This window comes from Leptobacterium meishanense (genome assembly GCF_037645805.1).
Lineage (GTDB): Bacteria > Bacteroidota > Bacteroidia > Flavobacteriales > Flavobacteriaceae > Leptobacterium_A > Leptobacterium_A meishanense.
Genome location: NZ_JBBEXE010000008.1, coordinates 63,135 through 78,385 on the forward strand (window position 1 = coordinate 63,135; position 15,251 = coordinate 78,385).

Annotated in this window: 19 protein-coding genes; 7 read left to right on the forward strand and 12 right to left on the reverse strand. The window is 34.3% G+C overall.

The window, feature by feature from the left end; translation table 11 throughout:
* Nucleotides 1-52 precede the first annotated feature (52 nt).
* Nucleotides 53-529: a transcription elongation factor GreA gene (gene greA, locus WBG21_RS09450; RefSeq protein WP_340077246.1), complete on the forward strand. Its 477-nt coding sequence runs from the start codon at nucleotides 53-55 to the stop codon at nucleotides 527-529.
* Between the two features lie 2 nt (nucleotides 530-531).
* Nucleotides 532-924, forward strand: coding sequence for an HIT family protein (locus tag WBG21_RS09455; RefSeq protein WP_340077248.1), 393 nt, complete (start codon nucleotides 532-534; stop codon nucleotides 922-924).
* Here WBG21_RS09455 and WBG21_RS09460 read toward each other — a convergent pair.
* Together WBG21_RS09460 and WBG21_RS09465 are read right to left on the reverse strand one after the other, a co-directional pair.
* Nucleotides 917-1,273, reverse strand: a complete 357-nt coding sequence (locus WBG21_RS09460; protein WP_340077250.1) for a hypothetical protein — start codon at nucleotides 1,271-1,273, stop codon at nucleotides 917-919. The genes WBG21_RS09455 and WBG21_RS09460 overlap by 8 nt on opposite strands.
* Nucleotides 1,273-2,418: a sensor histidine kinase gene (locus WBG21_RS09465; protein WP_340077252.1), complete on the reverse strand. Its 1,146-nt coding sequence runs from the start codon at nucleotides 2,416-2,418 to the stop codon at nucleotides 1,273-1,275. The genes WBG21_RS09460 and WBG21_RS09465 overlap by 1 nt, the downstream gene beginning before the upstream one ends.
* Nucleotides 2,419-2,536: 118 nt before the next feature.
* Between WBG21_RS09465 and WBG21_RS09470 the strand changes: the two genes are divergently transcribed.
* The 4 genes from WBG21_RS09470 to aat all read left to right on the forward strand — a co-directional run bounded on the left by WBG21_RS09470 (nucleotide 2,537) and on the right by aat (nucleotide 6,092).
* Nucleotides 2,537-3,409, forward strand: coding sequence for a flavin reductase family protein (locus WBG21_RS09470; protein ID WP_340077254.1), 873 nt, complete (start codon nucleotides 2,537-2,539; stop codon nucleotides 3,407-3,409).
* 4 nt (nucleotides 3,410-3,413) lie between these two features.
* Entirely contained in the window at nucleotides 3,414-3,788 is a 375-nt protein-coding gene (locus tag WBG21_RS09475; protein ID WP_340077256.1) for a DUF3127 domain-containing protein, read from the forward strand.
* A 99-nt stretch (nucleotides 3,789-3,887) separates the two neighbouring features.
* Complete coding sequence (locus WBG21_RS09480; RefSeq protein ID WP_340077258.1) at nucleotides 3,888-5,264, forward strand: short-chain fatty acid transporter; 1,377 nt, start codon at nucleotides 3,888-3,890, stop codon at nucleotides 5,262-5,264.
* Between the two features lie 192 nt (nucleotides 5,265-5,456).
* On the forward strand, nucleotides 5,457-6,092 hold the full coding sequence (aat, locus tag WBG21_RS09485; protein ID WP_340077260.1) for a leucyl/phenylalanyl-tRNA--protein transferase: 636 nt from the start codon (nucleotides 5,457-5,459) through the stop codon (nucleotides 6,090-6,092).
* A 2-nt stretch (nucleotides 6,093-6,094) separates the two neighbouring features.
* On the opposite strand, the gene WBG21_RS09490 is transcribed toward aat, so the two are convergent.
* Nucleotides 6,095-6,667 (reverse strand): DNA-3-methyladenine glycosylase I, encoded by a 573-nt coding sequence (locus WBG21_RS09490; protein WP_340077262.1) that lies wholly within the window; start codon nucleotides 6,665-6,667, stop codon nucleotides 6,095-6,097.
* 93 nt (nucleotides 6,668-6,760) lie between these two features.
* On the opposite strand from WBG21_RS09490, the gene WBG21_RS09495 reads away from it, so the two are divergent.
* Complete coding sequence (locus WBG21_RS09495) at nucleotides 6,761-7,363, forward strand: thioredoxin family protein (RefSeq protein WP_340077264.1); 603 nt, start codon at nucleotides 6,761-6,763, stop codon at nucleotides 7,361-7,363.
* Between the two features lie 12 nt (nucleotides 7,364-7,375).
* Here WBG21_RS09495 and WBG21_RS09500 read toward each other — a convergent pair whose 3' ends face one another.
* The 9 genes from WBG21_RS09500 to WBG21_RS09540 form a co-directional block, all read right to left on the reverse strand.
* Entirely contained in the window at nucleotides 7,376-9,067 is a 1,692-nt protein-coding gene (locus WBG21_RS09500; RefSeq protein WP_340077266.1) for a hypothetical protein, read from the reverse strand.
* Nucleotides 9,021-10,022, reverse strand: coding sequence for a grasp-with-spasm system SPASM domain peptide maturase (gene gwsS / locus WBG21_RS09505; RefSeq protein WP_340077268.1), 1,002 nt, complete (start codon nucleotides 10,020-10,022; stop codon nucleotides 9,021-9,023). The genes WBG21_RS09500 and gwsS overlap by 47 nt, the downstream gene beginning before the upstream one ends.
* 181 nt (nucleotides 10,023-10,203) lie before the next feature.
* On the reverse strand, nucleotides 10,204-11,172 hold the full coding sequence (gene gwsG / locus WBG21_RS09510) for a grasp-with-spasm system ATP-grasp peptide maturase (RefSeq protein WP_340077270.1): 969 nt from the start codon (nucleotides 11,170-11,172) through the stop codon (nucleotides 10,204-10,206).
* A 67-nt stretch (nucleotides 11,173-11,239) separates the two neighbouring features.
* Nucleotides 11,240-11,416, reverse strand: coding sequence for a hypothetical protein (locus WBG21_RS09515; protein ID WP_340077272.1), 177 nt, complete (start codon nucleotides 11,414-11,416; stop codon nucleotides 11,240-11,242).
* 208 nt (nucleotides 11,417-11,624) lie between these two features.
* On the reverse strand, nucleotides 11,625-12,347 hold the full coding sequence (locus WBG21_RS09520; RefSeq protein WP_340077274.1) for a hypothetical protein: 723 nt from the start codon (nucleotides 12,345-12,347) through the stop codon (nucleotides 11,625-11,627).
* 42 nt (nucleotides 12,348-12,389) lie between these two features.
* Nucleotides 12,390-13,097, reverse strand: coding sequence for a tRNA pseudouridine(55) synthase TruB (truB, locus tag WBG21_RS09525; RefSeq protein WP_340077276.1), 708 nt, complete (start codon nucleotides 13,095-13,097; stop codon nucleotides 12,390-12,392).
* Nucleotides 13,098-13,895: an undecaprenyl-diphosphate phosphatase gene (locus tag WBG21_RS09530; RefSeq protein WP_340077278.1), complete on the reverse strand. Its 798-nt coding sequence runs from the start codon at nucleotides 13,893-13,895 to the stop codon at nucleotides 13,098-13,100.
* A gap of 42 nt (nucleotides 13,896-13,937) precedes the next feature.
* Nucleotides 13,938-14,210, reverse strand: a complete 273-nt coding sequence (locus WBG21_RS09535) for a DUF3098 domain-containing protein (protein ID WP_340077280.1) — start codon at nucleotides 14,208-14,210, stop codon at nucleotides 13,938-13,940.
* Between the two features lie 47 nt (nucleotides 14,211-14,257).
* Entirely contained in the window at nucleotides 14,258-15,136 is an 879-nt protein-coding gene (locus WBG21_RS09540; protein ID WP_340077282.1) for a cell division protein FtsX, read from the reverse strand.
* Nucleotides 15,137-15,251: the final 115 nt, after the last annotated feature.

Here is a 15,251-nt window from a genome sequence, read left to right on the forward strand (position 1 = left end):
GTTTTGAATCCGCTCGTTGAGGGGATTTTTTGTATTTATAAAAGATGAGGTTATGAGCAATGTATCATACTATACAGCAGAAGGCTTAAAGAAATTAAGAGAAGAACTCGATCACTTAAAAAGTATAGAGCGGCCTAAGGCATCACAAGCAATTGCTGAAGCCAGAGATAAAGGGGATTTGTCTGAAAATGCGGAATACGATGCTGCCAAAGAAGCACAAGGGCTTTTGGAATTGAAAATCTCGAAATTAGAAGAAACATTATCCAATGCAAGGCTGATAGACGAATCACAATTAGATGTATCTAAAGTATTGGTATTATCTACGGTAAAGATCAAGAATCAAATAAATGGTATGGAAATGACCTATAAGTTGGTGGCTGAGAGTGAGGCAGATTTAAAGACAGGAAAAATTTCAGTGAGCTCACCTATAGGAAAAGGCTTGTTAGGTAAATCAGTAGGGGAAATAGCAGAAATAAGTGTTCCCAATGGAACGCTGAAATTTGAGATATTAGAAATTACCAGGGAATAATAATGGCGAGCATATTTACAAGGATTATAAATGGAGAAATACCTTGCTACAAAATAGCGGAAGATGAACGTTTTTTCGCTTTTTTAGACATTAACCCCAATGCAAAAGGGCACACACTATGCATTCCTAAAAAAGAAGTAGATAAGATTTTTGATTTGGATGAAACCATGTATGAAGGGCTTATGAAGTTTTCTCGCAAAGTAGCTAAAGCATTAGAAAAAATAGTCCCTTGTAAACGTATTGGAGTAGCTGTAGTGGGGTTAGAAGTGCCACATGTACATGTACACCTTATCCCGTTAAACGATATGAAAGAAATGACTTTTCAACACAAAGTAACCCTTTCGCCTCAGGAATTTGAGTTATTGGCAAAGGAAATACAATCAAAAATCAATTAACATATATTAACCATAAGAGTATCCCGCTGACAGCGAGTAGGCCAATAACAATACTAATTAGAGCAAAAAAAGTATACCTTGAAGATGTTTTCTTGGGTTCTACAAGTTTTTCATAATAAGACAGCACACGCTCCATATCATTGTCCCAATCAACAGGGTAAATAGGAGAACCACACTTTTCACAGGCTACGGTTTTACTAATTTCATCAGTAATTTTAACCAAAAAAGGTGTTTTAATAAGTTTTTGATGGAACGATAGGATCAAACCATCATTTGAAAAACAAACTGGACAGTTGTTCGTCAAGGGAATATCTTTAATAGGGACTTGTCGTTCTTCAGAAGTAAACATTATGTAATTATTTTTAATAAAACCTCCATGGTAGTACCCTTATCCATTTCAGAAGATACTACACTGATTTTTCCTTTATGGTAATCTTCTACAATTCGCTTTACCAATGAAAGGCCTAATCCCCAACCTCTTTTTTTAGTAGTGAACCCTGGAGCAAATATTTTTTTGTGATTTTTTTTTGAAATGCCTTTCCCGGTATCAGTAATCAATATTTTTACATATCCCCCATCAGGTATGACACTAATATTTAGAGTACCCTGTCCTTTCATAGCGTCAATACCATTCACTACTAAATTCTCGATGGTCCAGCTAAATAGCTGAGGGTTCAAGAGAACAGGGACAGGTTCTTTAGGGGCATTAAACTCAAAACGGATTAATTTTGAATTTCTTGCTTTTAAATAATTATAAGCTTCTTTTGTTTGGGTTACAACATCCATTTTTTTAAGTACAGGGACTGATCCTATTTTGGAAAAACGCTCAGCAATGGTCTGTAAACGGCCAATGTCTTTTTCAATTTCCTCTGTGATGGAAGCATCAATATTTTCAGTTTTTAGTATTTCAGCCCAACCGAGCAGCGAAGAAAGTGGCGTGCCTATTTGGTGTGCAGTCTCTTTTGCCATTCCTGCCCATAATTTGTTCTGTTCCATTACTTTAGAAGTCCTGTAAAAGAAGAAAATAACAGCTCCAAATAAGAAAATAATGAGCAGCAATGCTAAAGGATAATATTTGAGCTTATTAAGAAGCTCAGAATTTCCGTAATAAAGTGTTGCCAGTTTTACATCTTTATCTACAACTTCTATCGGGGTATTTTGAGCAGAAAAAGCCTTTATTTTTTTCTGGATATAAAGGCTATCCATTTCCTTTTTTTCGAAATTACTGGTAAACACTTTACCCTTTATATTTACCAGGATCATAGGATTTGATGTATTAGAAGCAATGATTTTAAGAGCAAGCTCTAAATTAGCATCTTCTGTAGCTGTAATAAGTGTTTGTTGAGCAGCAGCCCATACTTGCATTTTGGTACGTTCTTCTTCTTTAACTCTTTGAAAAAACACATATGTATTCCATAAGATAAGTGATACAATTATGAAAGAAGAGACAATAAGAATCCACTTAACATTATTTTTTCGATTGCCTAATGCCATACATAACAAGTTTCTAACACTAAATATAAAGTAAAACCATTAGAAATATTGTTTACATACCGAATCATTTTTTAAGCTCTTATACTTTCGTTACTTTTGTAAGAGAAATTGCAAGAAAATGTATTCCATTATTCCGGGAGAAATACCGACCTCAAAGCTTCATGGATATCTACTTGGTGCAGTAGCACCAAGACCTATTGCATTTGCCAGCACTGTAAATGAGGATGGAGTTCCAAACCTGTCACCGTACAGCTTTTTTAATGTATTTAGCTCTAATCCTCCTATCATGATATTTTCACCTAACAGGCGGGTGCGCGATAATACAACGAAGCATACATTAGAAAACATAAAAAGGACAAAGGAAGTAGTCATAAATGTGGTCGATTATAATATTGTTCAACAAATGTCACTATCGAGTAGTGAATACCCTGAAGGGATAAATGAATTTGAAAAATCAGGGTTGACAATGTTGTCTTCTGATATTGTAAGACCATTTCGTGTAGCAGAATCCCCTGTTCAGTTTGAATGTAAAGTCCGGGAAGTCATAGAATTGGGAAAAGAAGGGGGAGCAGGGAACCTGATTCTTTGTGAGGTAGTAAAGATTCATATCAATGAAGCTGTTTTAGACGAAAATAAAAGTATAGACCAGCACAAAATTGATTTGGTAAGCAGAATGGGAAGAAACTGGTACTGTAGGGCAAATCAAGGAATGTTTGAAGTCCCAAAACCATTAGCAACACCCGGTATAGGGGTTGACCAAATTCCTGATGCTATTCGTTATAGTAATGTCTTAACAGGAAATGATTTAGGAAAATTAGGAAATATTGAGAAGCTGCCTTCAAAAGAGGAGGTAGATGATTTTGTAAATAATTCAATTGAAATAAAAACAATTTTAAGTGCCGATGATGAAACTAAAAAACATCAAAAGGCCCAAGAATATTTAAACAACGATGATATACTTTCAGCATGGAAAGTACTTTTAGCAAATTAAAATTATGGAAATACAAGGAAAAATTAAATTCATTGATGAAACCAAAACATATGGAGCCAATGGTTTTAGAAAAAGAGAACTGGTCATTACAACAGAAGAACAGTACCCACAACATATTTTGGTTGAATTTATTCAAGAAAAATGTGATTTATTAGATGCTTTTGAAGTAGGGCAACAAGCCAAAATCAGTATTAATTTAAGAGGAAGGGAGTGGGTAAATCCTCAAGGAGAAACAAAATATTTTAATTCCATTCAAGGATGGAGAATAGAAAACCTGCAGCAAGATACTATGCCTGACAATGGGTCGGTACCTCCCATGGATGCTTTTGAGCCTGCAAATGACTTTAAAGAAGAAGAGCATGACGATTTGCCATTTTAGTCACATAAAATAAAATGATTAACTAAAAAAAGAGAGGTTAAGACCTCTCTTTTTTCTTTTTAGCATGAATGTAGTATTTTGACAAAAATTTAATAACATATGAATATTGTCAACACAGTTGAGACACTTTTTAAAAAATATTTGCCGTCCCCTTTTACTATAGCAGTATTGTTAACGCTACTTACAATGGTATTGGCCTTTTTTTTCACAACCTCCCCTGAAGGACAAAATCATGCAGTAAATATCCTCAAATATTGGGAAGGCGGAATCTGGAATACGGGACTTTTGGTATTCGCCTATCAGATGATGCTGATTTTGGTATTGGGGCATATATTAGTACTTAGTAAACCTATTAGTAGGGTTATTCTATACATCACGCGATATGCAAGCAATACATCAAATGCAGCAGTGTTGGTAAGTGTAACCACCATGCTGGTATCTTTTTTTAATTGGGGCTTAGGTCTGATTTTCGGAGCCATACTAGCACGAAAAATAGGAGAACATGCACAACAAGAAAATATTGAGATAAACTATCCTATTATTGGAGCCTCCGGTTATGTAGGGTTAATGATATGGCATGGAGGGCTTAGTGGTTCAGCACCACTAAAAGTAGCAGAGGAAGGGCACTTAAATAATTTGATGACAGGGATTTCAAATGTTGATATTTTAGAACAGTTGCCTAATTTGATCTCTACTCAGGAAACTATTTTCAGTTGGTGGAATATAACACTGTTTGTGGTGCTATTGGTGATAGTGCCCTTTATCCTATTTCAAATAGGGAAGAAAGCGAAACATACAAAGATGGACTTAAAAGAATATCGTTTTGAGTCTTCTTCAGCTAAAAACATTAAAGGAGCAGAGCGGCTGGACTATTCTATGGTAACAGCGATTATCTTTGGAGCGATTATACTTGGAACATTCATTGTACAATACCATTCTTCATTAAGCGCATTGAATATTACACCTAACTTGTTAAACTTCTTTATGTTAGGCATGGCAATACTATTTCACGGAAGCTTTCATAGCTTTTTAAAGGCATTGGATGAAGCCATAAAAGGAGCAACAGGAATTCTTGTTCAATTTCCTTTATATTTTGGGATTATGGGTATTATGAGCAGTAGTGGAATGGTCAATGAGATTGCCGGCTTTTTTGTTTCCATTGCCAATGACACCACATTGCCCATAGTTACTTTTTTCAGTGCCGGATTGGTAAATATTTTTGTGCCCAGTGGAGGAGGCCAATGGGCCATTCAAGGGCCTATTGTAATAGAATCAGCTATAAAACTTGGGGTTTCATTGCCTAAAATAGTAATGGCAATGGCATACGGGGACCAAATCACTAATATGCTACAACCTTTTTGGGCACTCCCCTTGTTGGGGATTACCAGACTAAAGGCAAAAGAAATTTTACCTTACACATTATTACTAATGTTGTGTGGCATGGCTGTGTTTCTAATAGGACTGTTATTAATGTAAAAAGCCTCGGCATACACCAAGGCTTAATGTTGTGGTTTTAGGTATGTCTTTACACCAAACTCAAAAAGCAATGATGAAAAATAAATTTATGTGCAAAGACAAACACAAATTTCAATAAAATAATTAAGACTTCAAAGAAAAAAGTGTTTTTTTGAACAGAAAGTAATAAATGCTTTATTCATTTAATAATTTATGTACCATCTAACAGAAGAAATAAAATTTCCCTCAATAAAAAATGCAACAAAAGAAGGCATTATAGCTATTGGAGGGAACCTTTCCGTAAAACGGCTTCTTTTAGCGTATAGAACAGGTATTTTTCCTTGGTATGAAGAAGGTACTCCAATTATATGGTGGAGCCCCGACCCTAGAATGGTGTTATTTCCGAACAAGCTGAAAATTTCTAAAAGCATGCAGCAAATAATGCGGAACAACACTTTTCAAGTTACGTACAATGAAGCCTTTAAAGATGTGATAACCCATTGTGCACATGTAAAACGAAAAGATCAAAAGGGAACGTGGATTACAAAAGATATGATAACAGCCTATTGTAAATTGCATGAAGCAGGTCATGCTACCTCTGTAGAGGTGTGGAAAGAGAGTGAATTGATAGGAGGGTTGTACGGAGTGGATTTAGGCCATATTTTTTGTGGAGAGAGTATGTTTTCTATAATTAACAATGCCTCCAAAGTAGCCTTCATCCATTTAGTGCAAAGATTATATTCAGAGAACTATAAATTAATTGATTGTCAGGTTTACACTAAACACTTAGCCAGCTTGGGCGCTGAAGAAATTCCGCGAGCGGATTTTTTAAAACTACTATCTAAATAAAACTACAATGTTTTAACTTCTTCATATCTGAAACAACCCACCTCATGATCGTTTACCATTCCGGTAGCTTGCATATGTGCATAGATAACCGTAGTCCCTACAAACTTAAACCCACACTTTTTCAAGTCCTTACTTATTTTATCCGATAATGGAGTATTTGCGGGGGCATCTTTATAACTTTTAAAAGTATTCTGTATTGGTTTCCCATTGGTAAAGCTCCAAATGTAATTGCTAAAACTGCCAAATGCTTTCTGTACGTCCATAAAAGCTTGTGCATTGGTAATTGTTGCCTTTATTTTTAGTTTATTACGGATAATGCCTTCATTGTTTAGCAAACGCTCATAATCAGCATCTCCATAGGCAGCAATTTTTTTATAATCAAAACCATCCAATGCTTTCCTGAAATTTTCCCGTTTCCGGAGGATAGTAATCCAACTCAATCCGGCCTGAAAAGCTTCCAGTATTAAAAATTCAAACAAAGTAGCATCGTCATATACAGGAACGCCCCATTCCTGGTCATGATAAGCTTCATAAAGCGGGTCGCCTACACACCAGCCACATCGGTGTTTTTCCATAATCTGATTTTTTGTAAGGATTCATTAAAATAACCACTAATGTAACAACTGTTACCTAAAAAACAACAAGACATTTTTAATTTTGCTTAAAATATGCAAGTCACAATAGAAAATATACTAGAAGAAAGTCTCCAAAAAGCCATGACTTATGGCGAATACAGAACATTGGTAGCTGAACTGGTTTCAGAGGGAAAATCAACAGGGAATGAACAAACAGAAGCCCTTAGCAATTATTCCATGCTGAACGACCGGCGAATGAAACGTTTGGATAAAACAGTTAAATTATCTGAGGAAGTAATAGAAAAAGCCAAAAGCTTTAAGGGTGATATTACATGGCTGGTACTGACGGAGAGTTGGTGCGGTGATGCAGCCCATGCAATGCCGGTGATGCAAAAAATAGCGAACCTTAATGAATGGATTGACTTTAAGGTAATCCTGAGAGATGAAAACGATGAATTAATGAGCCAGTTTTTAACAGATGGAAATAAATCCATTCCTAAACTCATTATGATTGATAATAATACCAAAGAAGTTATAAATTCATGGGGGCCAAGGCCTTCTATAGCCACAAGAATGGTAAAAGCCTATAAAGAAACACATGGAACACTTACCCCTGAGTTCAAACAGGATCTACAGCTATGGTATAACAAAGACAAAGGGCAAAATACAGCAGCGGACCTTAGTCAATTATTGTAAAAAAGGAAAATGTTAATTTGTTGATTTAGTGATGTTTTGAGGAATAGTAATTTGTTTTTCCAGAATGAGGTTATTTTTAACATCCCTTATTTTTAGATGGTAATTTCCTAAAGGCAATGTTAAGTGAACTGAATCATTATTGATTGTAGTTATCCTGTTCAATATAGGAACACTACTAGATTTAAATCTTTTATATTCATCCAGAAAATATACTGAAATTAAGAGTTCTTCATTTTTATGTCTATTAATAATGTTTTCTTTTATGCAATATGAAGAAAGTTGAGAAGCATCATATAGTTGTGTTAATGATGGTTTTATGTTATTAATGACAAAGAAATCGACATTAGTCTTTATTTTTTCAATATTTTTAAAATAACCCGTCTCTATGAGTGCAACTTCATGGCCTGCATCACCAACTATTTCTACCTGGTCTATGGTGAGGGGATCAATGCCCGTATATTCTTTAAAATATTCGGCCATTCTTTTTTTAGGGGGATTGTGTTCTAATATATGGTCGATTCCTGCATAAACAAAAACTTTTGCTTCGGGATCTTCATCAATGATTTTTTTTAAGTTTTTTGCTTGAGCTTGTTCTCTATCTCCCGAAGAAAAATCATCGTAACTTACAATTTTATACCCTAATTTTAAGGCTTCCCGTATTAAAATCCCAAAATAAGGTTCATTGGTATAATATCCGGCAGTTTTTATGGGAAATGTTCTTTTGTTCAACAAACTATCGACGCCTTTGTCCAATGCTTCAACGGCTAAATATGTATAACCACTTTCTTTAAGGGGCTTTAGAAGTTTATGAGCTAAAATCCGGTGCTTAGGGTGCCAGTGCATCTCGTTTAGCATTACAACTTTTTGATTGTCTGCTATTCTTTTAATTTTGGTTAAAGCATCCTGGCCGGCACTAATTTTGTCGATATTTTGATCAATATATTCTGATAGGCGTTTACTTCGGGGAGAATCATACCTGTCAATCATTTCATTGTACCTCCCATATTCCGCGTCATTTGATAAAACTGTAACCAATAATTGAAACTTCATCCAATCATTACCTTCAATAGGGGCTTCATCAAACTTATTCATCACATACAGGTAATTATCTTCATCTTTATACGTATTAAATATGTCCATATAACTCAACGCCTTTTTTTTGTCGCCATCAAAACGTACAGTTTCAATCATTGATTTTCCGTCTTGTAATAGGGTGATATTAGACTTGTGGTTGCCTAACGCACTTAAATAGAGATATATACTTTTGTTCTTTATTTTTTTTTTGTATAACACTCTTTTACTGTCAAGACCGCTTAAAAGTAAGGTGTCAACTACTGTATCATAACTGCCATGTTTTTTTTCTTTGTTATTGTAAAACAACAAAACATTGTATAAGGGAGATACAAAAGTTTTACCAGAAACCAGCAAGTTTTTATATTTAAGTTCTTTTAACCCTTGTATCTCATTTTTTATGGTTTTTCTTTTTGGGGAGTAAAACGCTATATCCCCAGTAAAAGAGACATTTAGTTTTAACGAATCATTGTATAAATCCCCTCCATTAAAATAGTTGTATTTTGCAAAAGATCTTATGGAAGGTTTGCACGATATAAACGTTATAGATATAGAAAAGAATAAAATAAAAAACCTAAAATTAAGACTACTTCCACGTAGCTGTTCTAGGGTTGTAATTACAATTTGTTTCATGAAAATAAGAATTTTTTTCACCACTTTTTTTGATAGGAGTTCGATTATCGGGACATATGTATCTAAACTCACATTGTTTACACTCATCAATTTGATTTTTTGTTATCTTCCATAACTCTTTATACTCATCAGTAGTTATTATATCTATAATACTGTCCTGCTCTATATTTCCATAGGTTTTGGCTTCCCCAAAATAATGCTTTATGTTTCCCTTGTCATCAATATAAACTTTTCGATTATAGAACAAGTTATAATTGAGAGACTCTAAATACCCTCCTAGATTCAAAATAAAATCTGTCATTTTGGATATTCTTTTGGTCATTAATTGGTTAATATCTTCTAAACTATATTTAATAGATTCATTAGGAGGCTCATTTTCTAGAGCTTCATAGAATGTCATCTCCCGTAACCTTGGAAATACGGATTGTAATTGTATGGATTCAGCAACAACTTTTTCATCATATTTTGTAACAAGGCTAATGATTTGAATCTTTGAATTTTTTATAATCTCCAAAATACTCTTCATAATCTTCGTATCGATTTTACGGTGGGTTAAAAGAACGATTTGAATAGCTCCTATAGAATCAATATTTTCTAAAACTTCTCTTTTAATTAGAGAAAAAGTGTCTATTTCTAAAAAAAGGATATCTATAAAGAAAGGCTTTATATAATTTGTGCTTATTTCAGGAAAAGAATCAGGAGTTTCAGTAAAAAAAATAAGTTCATTTTCAAATAGGTAGTTTAAGTACTTGTCTATTAAACTTTCTTGGGATGAATATTCACGATATATAGATGAGATTTTGTTGTTAACATTTCCTGTAAGCATCTCTATAACTGAATTAGGAATAAAATAAAGATTATCTCTTTGTAAATCATATATTACTCCTCTTTGAACCCCTTTTACAGGGATACAAGAATCATAAAACCGGATATACTTATTTTTATCAGGTATCATATAAATGCAGGTTTGTAGAAATTATAACATCTCATTTTTTTAGTATTATATAGGTGAGAAGAGACAAAAACCAAATCATTTCTTTTAATAGGAGATGTGTTCTTTCCTTTTGCAAAGAACACATTTACGGGGAGGCTATCCTTGAACTCATGGGGTATTTCCTCAATTAATTTTTTTTTAGTCATTTTTCATTTAATTTATTGGTCAAATATTGAGCAACTTTCTGATGTAGATTGTAATTGCAAGGAAGCCCTGTCATTCCAAATTGCCCTGAAGGATTAATCTCTAGAAAATAATACTTACCGTTTGTACTTTTAATCATGTCAATAGATCCCGTGTTTAACCCAATTGTGTTCATTAATGTTAAAAGCTTTTTTTCTATATGCACAGGCAACTTATAACATCCAACCCTATTTGGGTTTTCAAAATCATAATTTCTAAAGTCAATTTTTGTTTTTTCATTGTTTTGGGAATAGATGACCATAGGGTAAAATTTGTTATCTAAAAAGAAAATTCTTAGTTCGTACTCTTTTTCAATATATTCTTGAAAAAGAGAAGGACTAAACTTTCCCTGAACATTTTTTAACGAAGTTATCTTATGGGTATAAAAAGCATAAGTTTTGGAAAGGTGTTCTATATGTTTTCCTTCGTTAATTGATTTTGTAATAATAGAAGAATGATGCTTTTCAAAAAAACGATTCAGCTCTTTTTTCTCGGAAGTTATTATACTATCAGGAATATTTAAACCATATTGGCTGGCCATGCTGAGTATTTCAATTTTTGTGAGCATATTACTCCTTTTAAACAGCCAATCTTTATCTTTTAATAATTTTACAATATGGTTCCGGATGATTGAAAATTCAGAATAAATATATCTTGTGATGTCATTATTCTTACCAAGAGTGCCTTCATAACTTTTAAAAAATCCAAATTTTCTAAACCAAACAACTTTTATATCCTTAAACAAGATCTTGTTATTCTTATCTTTAATATAAGCTTGCTGAATGTTTTTTGGGTTCATATTAAATGAAACATGACCGGTCATAATATCCTCATCATTCAATCTGTAGAAAGGGGTATCATTAAAAGAAAGCCAATCAATGACCAATTGCGTATCATAATCTCTTGGGGTACTAAGTATTAGAATCATTAAAATGATGTGTCATTTTGTTAAAAATGGTTGAATATGAAATTATTCATATTCAACCATTAAAATTTTATTGCATGCTCCAAGGGTCATCACCTTCATCATCGCCATCATTTCCATCTTTAGGAGCACCAGGCCCTACCGTAACAGTATTGGAATCATAAGTACCCATAATGGAGGCAGCCTGCCCTCCATAGATAGAATTTAAATCTACTTTTTCGCAATAAAAATTATCTAATTTTTTCATTTTAAGAAATAATTTAATTATACTTACTCTATTCAAGGCTTTTCAGTTTTCGCCTAAAAAACACGTATTTTACTTACAAAGTAAAGTAAAGTATATTTTTAAAAACTATCATATTTTAAAATTTTTTATATAAAAAATTTAACCGTTTTATACATGCGTTTTTTACGTATATAAAAAATAGATTAATCTTATAAAATAAGAAGAATGTTCAATCACGAACAAATAAATAGGTAATGGTTCCTATTTGTTCTGGCTTACCTGCGCTAGATTCAAATTTAGAAGAAAGTGCATAAGTAAGGGCATTATCTATAAGGCAGCCATTTGCAGAGGTAGAACTTGCTTTGTTAAAGCTGGCATCAATAACATTACCTTGGGTATCTACTTTAATATTGACCACTATTTTTCCACTTTGCGCACAGGTATAGATGGGATTGGGCAGTTTCGTATGCAGCCGTCCCTTTAAGGAGTAATAAATAGAGGTGTTTTTATTGGCCACATTACTTTTTGTAATGGCTTCATTAGTATCTTTTCCGGTAGAAAGCACTTCTTCCTTTTTAGTTTCAGTGGGTAAGGCCCCTTCTGTAGTAGAGGGGTTATTATCGTTAGGGTTGTTCTCGGTTGTTTCCTCGCTTTTTTTGCCTTCCTCTAAGAGTTCATCCAGAGTTTTAAATTCTTCCACTTCTTCTTCAAAACGGCTCTTGGCAGTTTCATTGTATGCCATATGGGTTTTGATGAGTTGCTCTTCCGGAGGTTGCTCTTCGAGTAGTTTTAGAATTTCTTCAATATCTTCTTCCAAGGCAATTTCAAACAGGGGCTCGGGTTCTTTAATGCCTCCTAAATGAATATTAAAGAGGATTAACACCACTATACACATGGAGAATGATGTAATGATAAGCGATAATTGGCGGTTGTCGTTCAAATCAAGCTTCATATAGTCAAAACTTTAAAGGGGGTAAAAAAGTATTTAAAAATACTAATTATATTTTTTTTCACTAAAAAGCTGTTCATGAAACTCATCGGGAGTTACTGCATTATGTACGTTGTAATTCCCAATTTTAGTTCTTCGAAGGCTGCTTAAATAGGCTCCTGACTGTAATGCTTTTCCAAAATCATGCGCCAATGATCGTATGTAAGTACCTTTACTGCAAACCACTCGGAAGTGGATTTCCGGAAGGGCAATTTGCGTAATTTCAAATACATGGATCGTTACCTTTCGAGGCACTATATTGACTTCTTTCCCCTCACGGGCATATTCATACAACCGCTTACCCTCTTTTTTTAAAGCAGAAAAAACAGGCGGAAGTTGTTCAATGTCGCCTATGAATTTTTTTGTGGCCTGGGAAATGAGTTCTTCACCAATATGTGCAACGGGAAAACGCTGATCAATTGTTGTTTCCAAATCATACGAAGGCGTTGTGGCACCAAGGGTAAAAGTTCCGGTATACTCTTTGAGTTGTCCTTGCAACTCAGGAATACGTTTGGTAAACTTTCCGGTGCATATCAGGAGCAATCCGGTGGCCAAGGGATCTAACGTGCCGGCATGACCTACCTTGATTTTTTTGAGCCCAAACCGTTTCCGGATAACCCATTTTATTTTGTTTACTGCCTGAAAAGAAGACCATTTTAATGGTTTATCAATCAATAAAAGCTGTCCTTCTTTAATGGCTTCCTCGGTGTACATCTAATCGTTTATAAAAGCAAAAATAATGGCAATGCCACCAACAATCATGCAATAAATGGCGAAATACGTAAGTTTACTTTTCCGCACCAATTGTATCATCCAAGTACAGGCAATGAGCCCGGAAACAAAAGCAGCTAGAAACCCGATAAGCATTGGTGTAATTTGCTGGCTTTCAAATGTAATTCCTCCACCTATAAGCGTTTTGGCAATGCTCCCAAAAATCAATGGAACGACCATTAAAAATGAAAAACGTGCCGCTTTGGTTTTATCAATTCCGAGCAATACAGAAGTAGAAATAGTGGCACCACTCCTCGAAATGCCTGGTAATATGGCAATAGCCTGTGAGAGGCCTATAATAAAAGCATTGCTATACGTTACATTTTTGGAAGTGTCCTTTGCCCGATCTGCTAAAAATAAAAGCAACGCAGTAATCATAAGCATAAACCCTACAAGTTGAATGTTTTCGCCAAATAGGCTTTCCAACTCTTTTTCAAAAAACACACCAATAAACACAGCAGGAACCATAGAGATTATAATTTTCACAGAAAACTGGCTTTCCTCATTCCATTCAAATTGAAATAACCCCTTTATAATTTCTATGACTTCTTTTCTAAAGACAACTAAGGTACTTAAGGCAGTAGCAAAATGAAGGACAATAGTAAAAAGTAAACTTTCCTGTGGGATAGATGCATCACCCAAAATAGCCTTTCCCAATTCGAGGTGACCACTAGAAGACACTGGGAGAAATTCCGTTAACCCTTGAATAATCCCTAAAATAATTGCGTCAATAACATCCATGAATAAAAATATCGCGATTCAAAATTAGCAAAAGACAACATGCTAGTTGCCTTTTTTCTTATTGGGATCAAGAAGAATAGCATATACTTCAATAGCAAAACCAATTAATACAAGGGTAGGTGCTAAACGAATTCGTCTGAAGCTGAAAATATCAGGATTAAACACATTAGGGTCGTCACTACCACCACCACTCATTAAAATAAACCCGATAGCAATAAACGCTAATCCGATGAACATAATGATATAGTTTTTTTTCTGGAAGATAAACTCCTGCTGTGGTGGTTTGTTTTTCTTTTGGATTTTATCTTTTTTCATGTGTTTACGTTTAAACTTTCAACTTTTCACTATTAACTAACTGTACACTAATAATACAAATCATCAGTCCTTAAATTCAAAAACCGTTGCGTGGCAAAAAAGGTGCTGATCCATGTAATAATAATACCTAGCAAAAAAATACCTGTAAACAATCCGACCAGCAATATGGGTTCTTGAAACAGGTTTAACTGAGGAAAATAACGGTCTAGATAATAAAGGCCTCCTGCCACACCTGCCATTGCCAATAATGCACCTGCCATTCCCAGTTGTACACTCCTCAGTATAAAAGGCTTTCGTATAAAACTTTTAGTAGCCCCTACCATTTGCATGGTTTTTATAATAAATCGTTTGGAGTAGATAGAAAGCCGTATAGAACTATTGATCAGTAATACAGCAATTAACGTGAGCACCCCACTGGCAATCAATATCCATAGACTTATCCGCTTCACATTGTCATTTAACAACGCAATTAATGGCTTGTCATACGATACTTCGGAAATATATTCTTTCTTGGAAATCTCGGCAGTAATAATATCTAAACTATCTAACGATACATAATCAGCTTTTAGGTGTACGTCCATAGAATTCTGCAATGGGTTATATCCCAGAAAATCCATGAAATTTTCTCCTATTTCTGTACTATGTGTTTCGGCCGCATTCTCTTTAGAAATAAACTGAACCGATTTGGTATAAGCAGCCAACGTTAAACTTTTCTGAAGCTGGTCAATTTCTACCTCTTTTGCAGCATCTTTTATAAAGATAGTAATAGCAACCTGTTCCTTGAAATGGTCGGCCAGTTTTTTGGTATTCAAAATCAATAGTCCTAAAATCCCCAAAAGAAATAGGACGAGGGCAATACTCAACACTACCGAAAAATAGGAAGAGATCAATTTCCGTTTTTGATATCGTTCAAAAGATCGACTCATGAAAATAGAAGGCTAATTGTTTTTGTAAAAGTAATAAAGTAAATTCACTTTCCTAAACAGAACGGAGATCAGATGCATATTGTTGTATATAGTAAGCAAGCCTTCAAATAAAATT

Bases quoted from the DNA above. Each gene is read 5' to 3' on its own strand.
- WBG21_RS09530 (WP_340077278.1), bottom strand. From the start codon at position 13,895: ATGGATGTTATTGACGCAATTATTTTAGGGATTATTCAAGGGTTAACG.
- WBG21_RS09460 (WP_340077250.1), bottom strand. From the start codon at position 1,273: ATGTTTACTTCTGAAGAACGACAAGTCCCTATTAAAGATATTCCCTTG.
- WBG21_RS09470 (WP_340077254.1), top strand. From the start codon at position 2,537: ATGTATTCCATTATTCCGGGAGAAATACCGACCTCAAAGCTTCATGGA.
- WBG21_RS09455 (WP_340077248.1), top strand. From the start codon at position 532: ATGGCGAGCATATTTACAAGGATTATAAATGGAGAAATACCTTGCTAC.
- WBG21_RS09535 (WP_340077280.1), bottom strand. From the start codon at position 14,210: ATGAAAAAAGATAAAATCCAAAAGAAAAACAAACCACCACAGCAGGAG.
- WBG21_RS09475 (WP_340077256.1), top strand. From the start codon at position 3,414: ATGGAAATACAAGGAAAAATTAAATTCATTGATGAAACCAAAACATAT.
- greA (WP_340077246.1), top strand. From the start codon at position 53: ATGAGCAATGTATCATACTATACAGCAGAAGGCTTAAAGAAATTAAGA.
- WBG21_RS09500 (WP_340077266.1), bottom strand. From the start codon at position 9,067: ATGAAACAAATTGTAATTACAACCCTAGAACAGCTACGTGGAAGTAGT.
- truB (WP_340077276.1), bottom strand. From the start codon at position 13,097: ATGTACACCGAGGAAGCCATTAAAGAAGGACAGCTTTTATTGATTGAT.
- WBG21_RS09515 (WP_340077272.1), bottom strand. From the start codon at position 11,416: ATGAAAAAATTAGATAATTTTTATTGCGAAAAAGTAGATTTAAATTCT.
- aat (WP_340077260.1), top strand. From the start codon at position 5,457: ATGTACCATCTAACAGAAGAAATAAAATTTCCCTCAATAAAAAATGCA.
- WBG21_RS09540 (WP_340077282.1), bottom strand. From the start codon at position 15,136: ATGAGTCGATCTTTTGAACGATATCAAAAACGGAAATTGATCTCTTCC.
- WBG21_RS09490 (WP_340077262.1), bottom strand. From the start codon at position 6,667: ATGGAAAAACACCGATGTGGCTGGTGTGTAGGCGACCCGCTTTATGAA.
- WBG21_RS09480 (WP_340077258.1), top strand. From the start codon at position 3,888: ATGAATATTGTCAACACAGTTGAGACACTTTTTAAAAAATATTTGCCG.
- gwsG (WP_340077270.1), bottom strand. From the start codon at position 11,172: ATGATTCTAATACTTAGTACCCCAAGAGATTATGATACGCAATTGGTC.
- WBG21_RS09465 (WP_340077252.1), bottom strand. From the start codon at position 2,418: ATGGCATTAGGCAATCGAAAAAATAATGTTAAGTGGATTCTTATTGTC.
- gwsS (WP_340077268.1), bottom strand. From the start codon at position 10,022: ATGATACCTGATAAAAATAAGTATATCCGGTTTTATGATTCTTGTATC.
- WBG21_RS09495 (WP_340077264.1), top strand. From the start codon at position 6,761: ATGCAAGTCACAATAGAAAATATACTAGAAGAAAGTCTCCAAAAAGCC.
- WBG21_RS09520 (WP_340077274.1), bottom strand. From the start codon at position 12,347: ATGAAGCTTGATTTGAACGACAACCGCCAATTATCGCTTATCATTACA.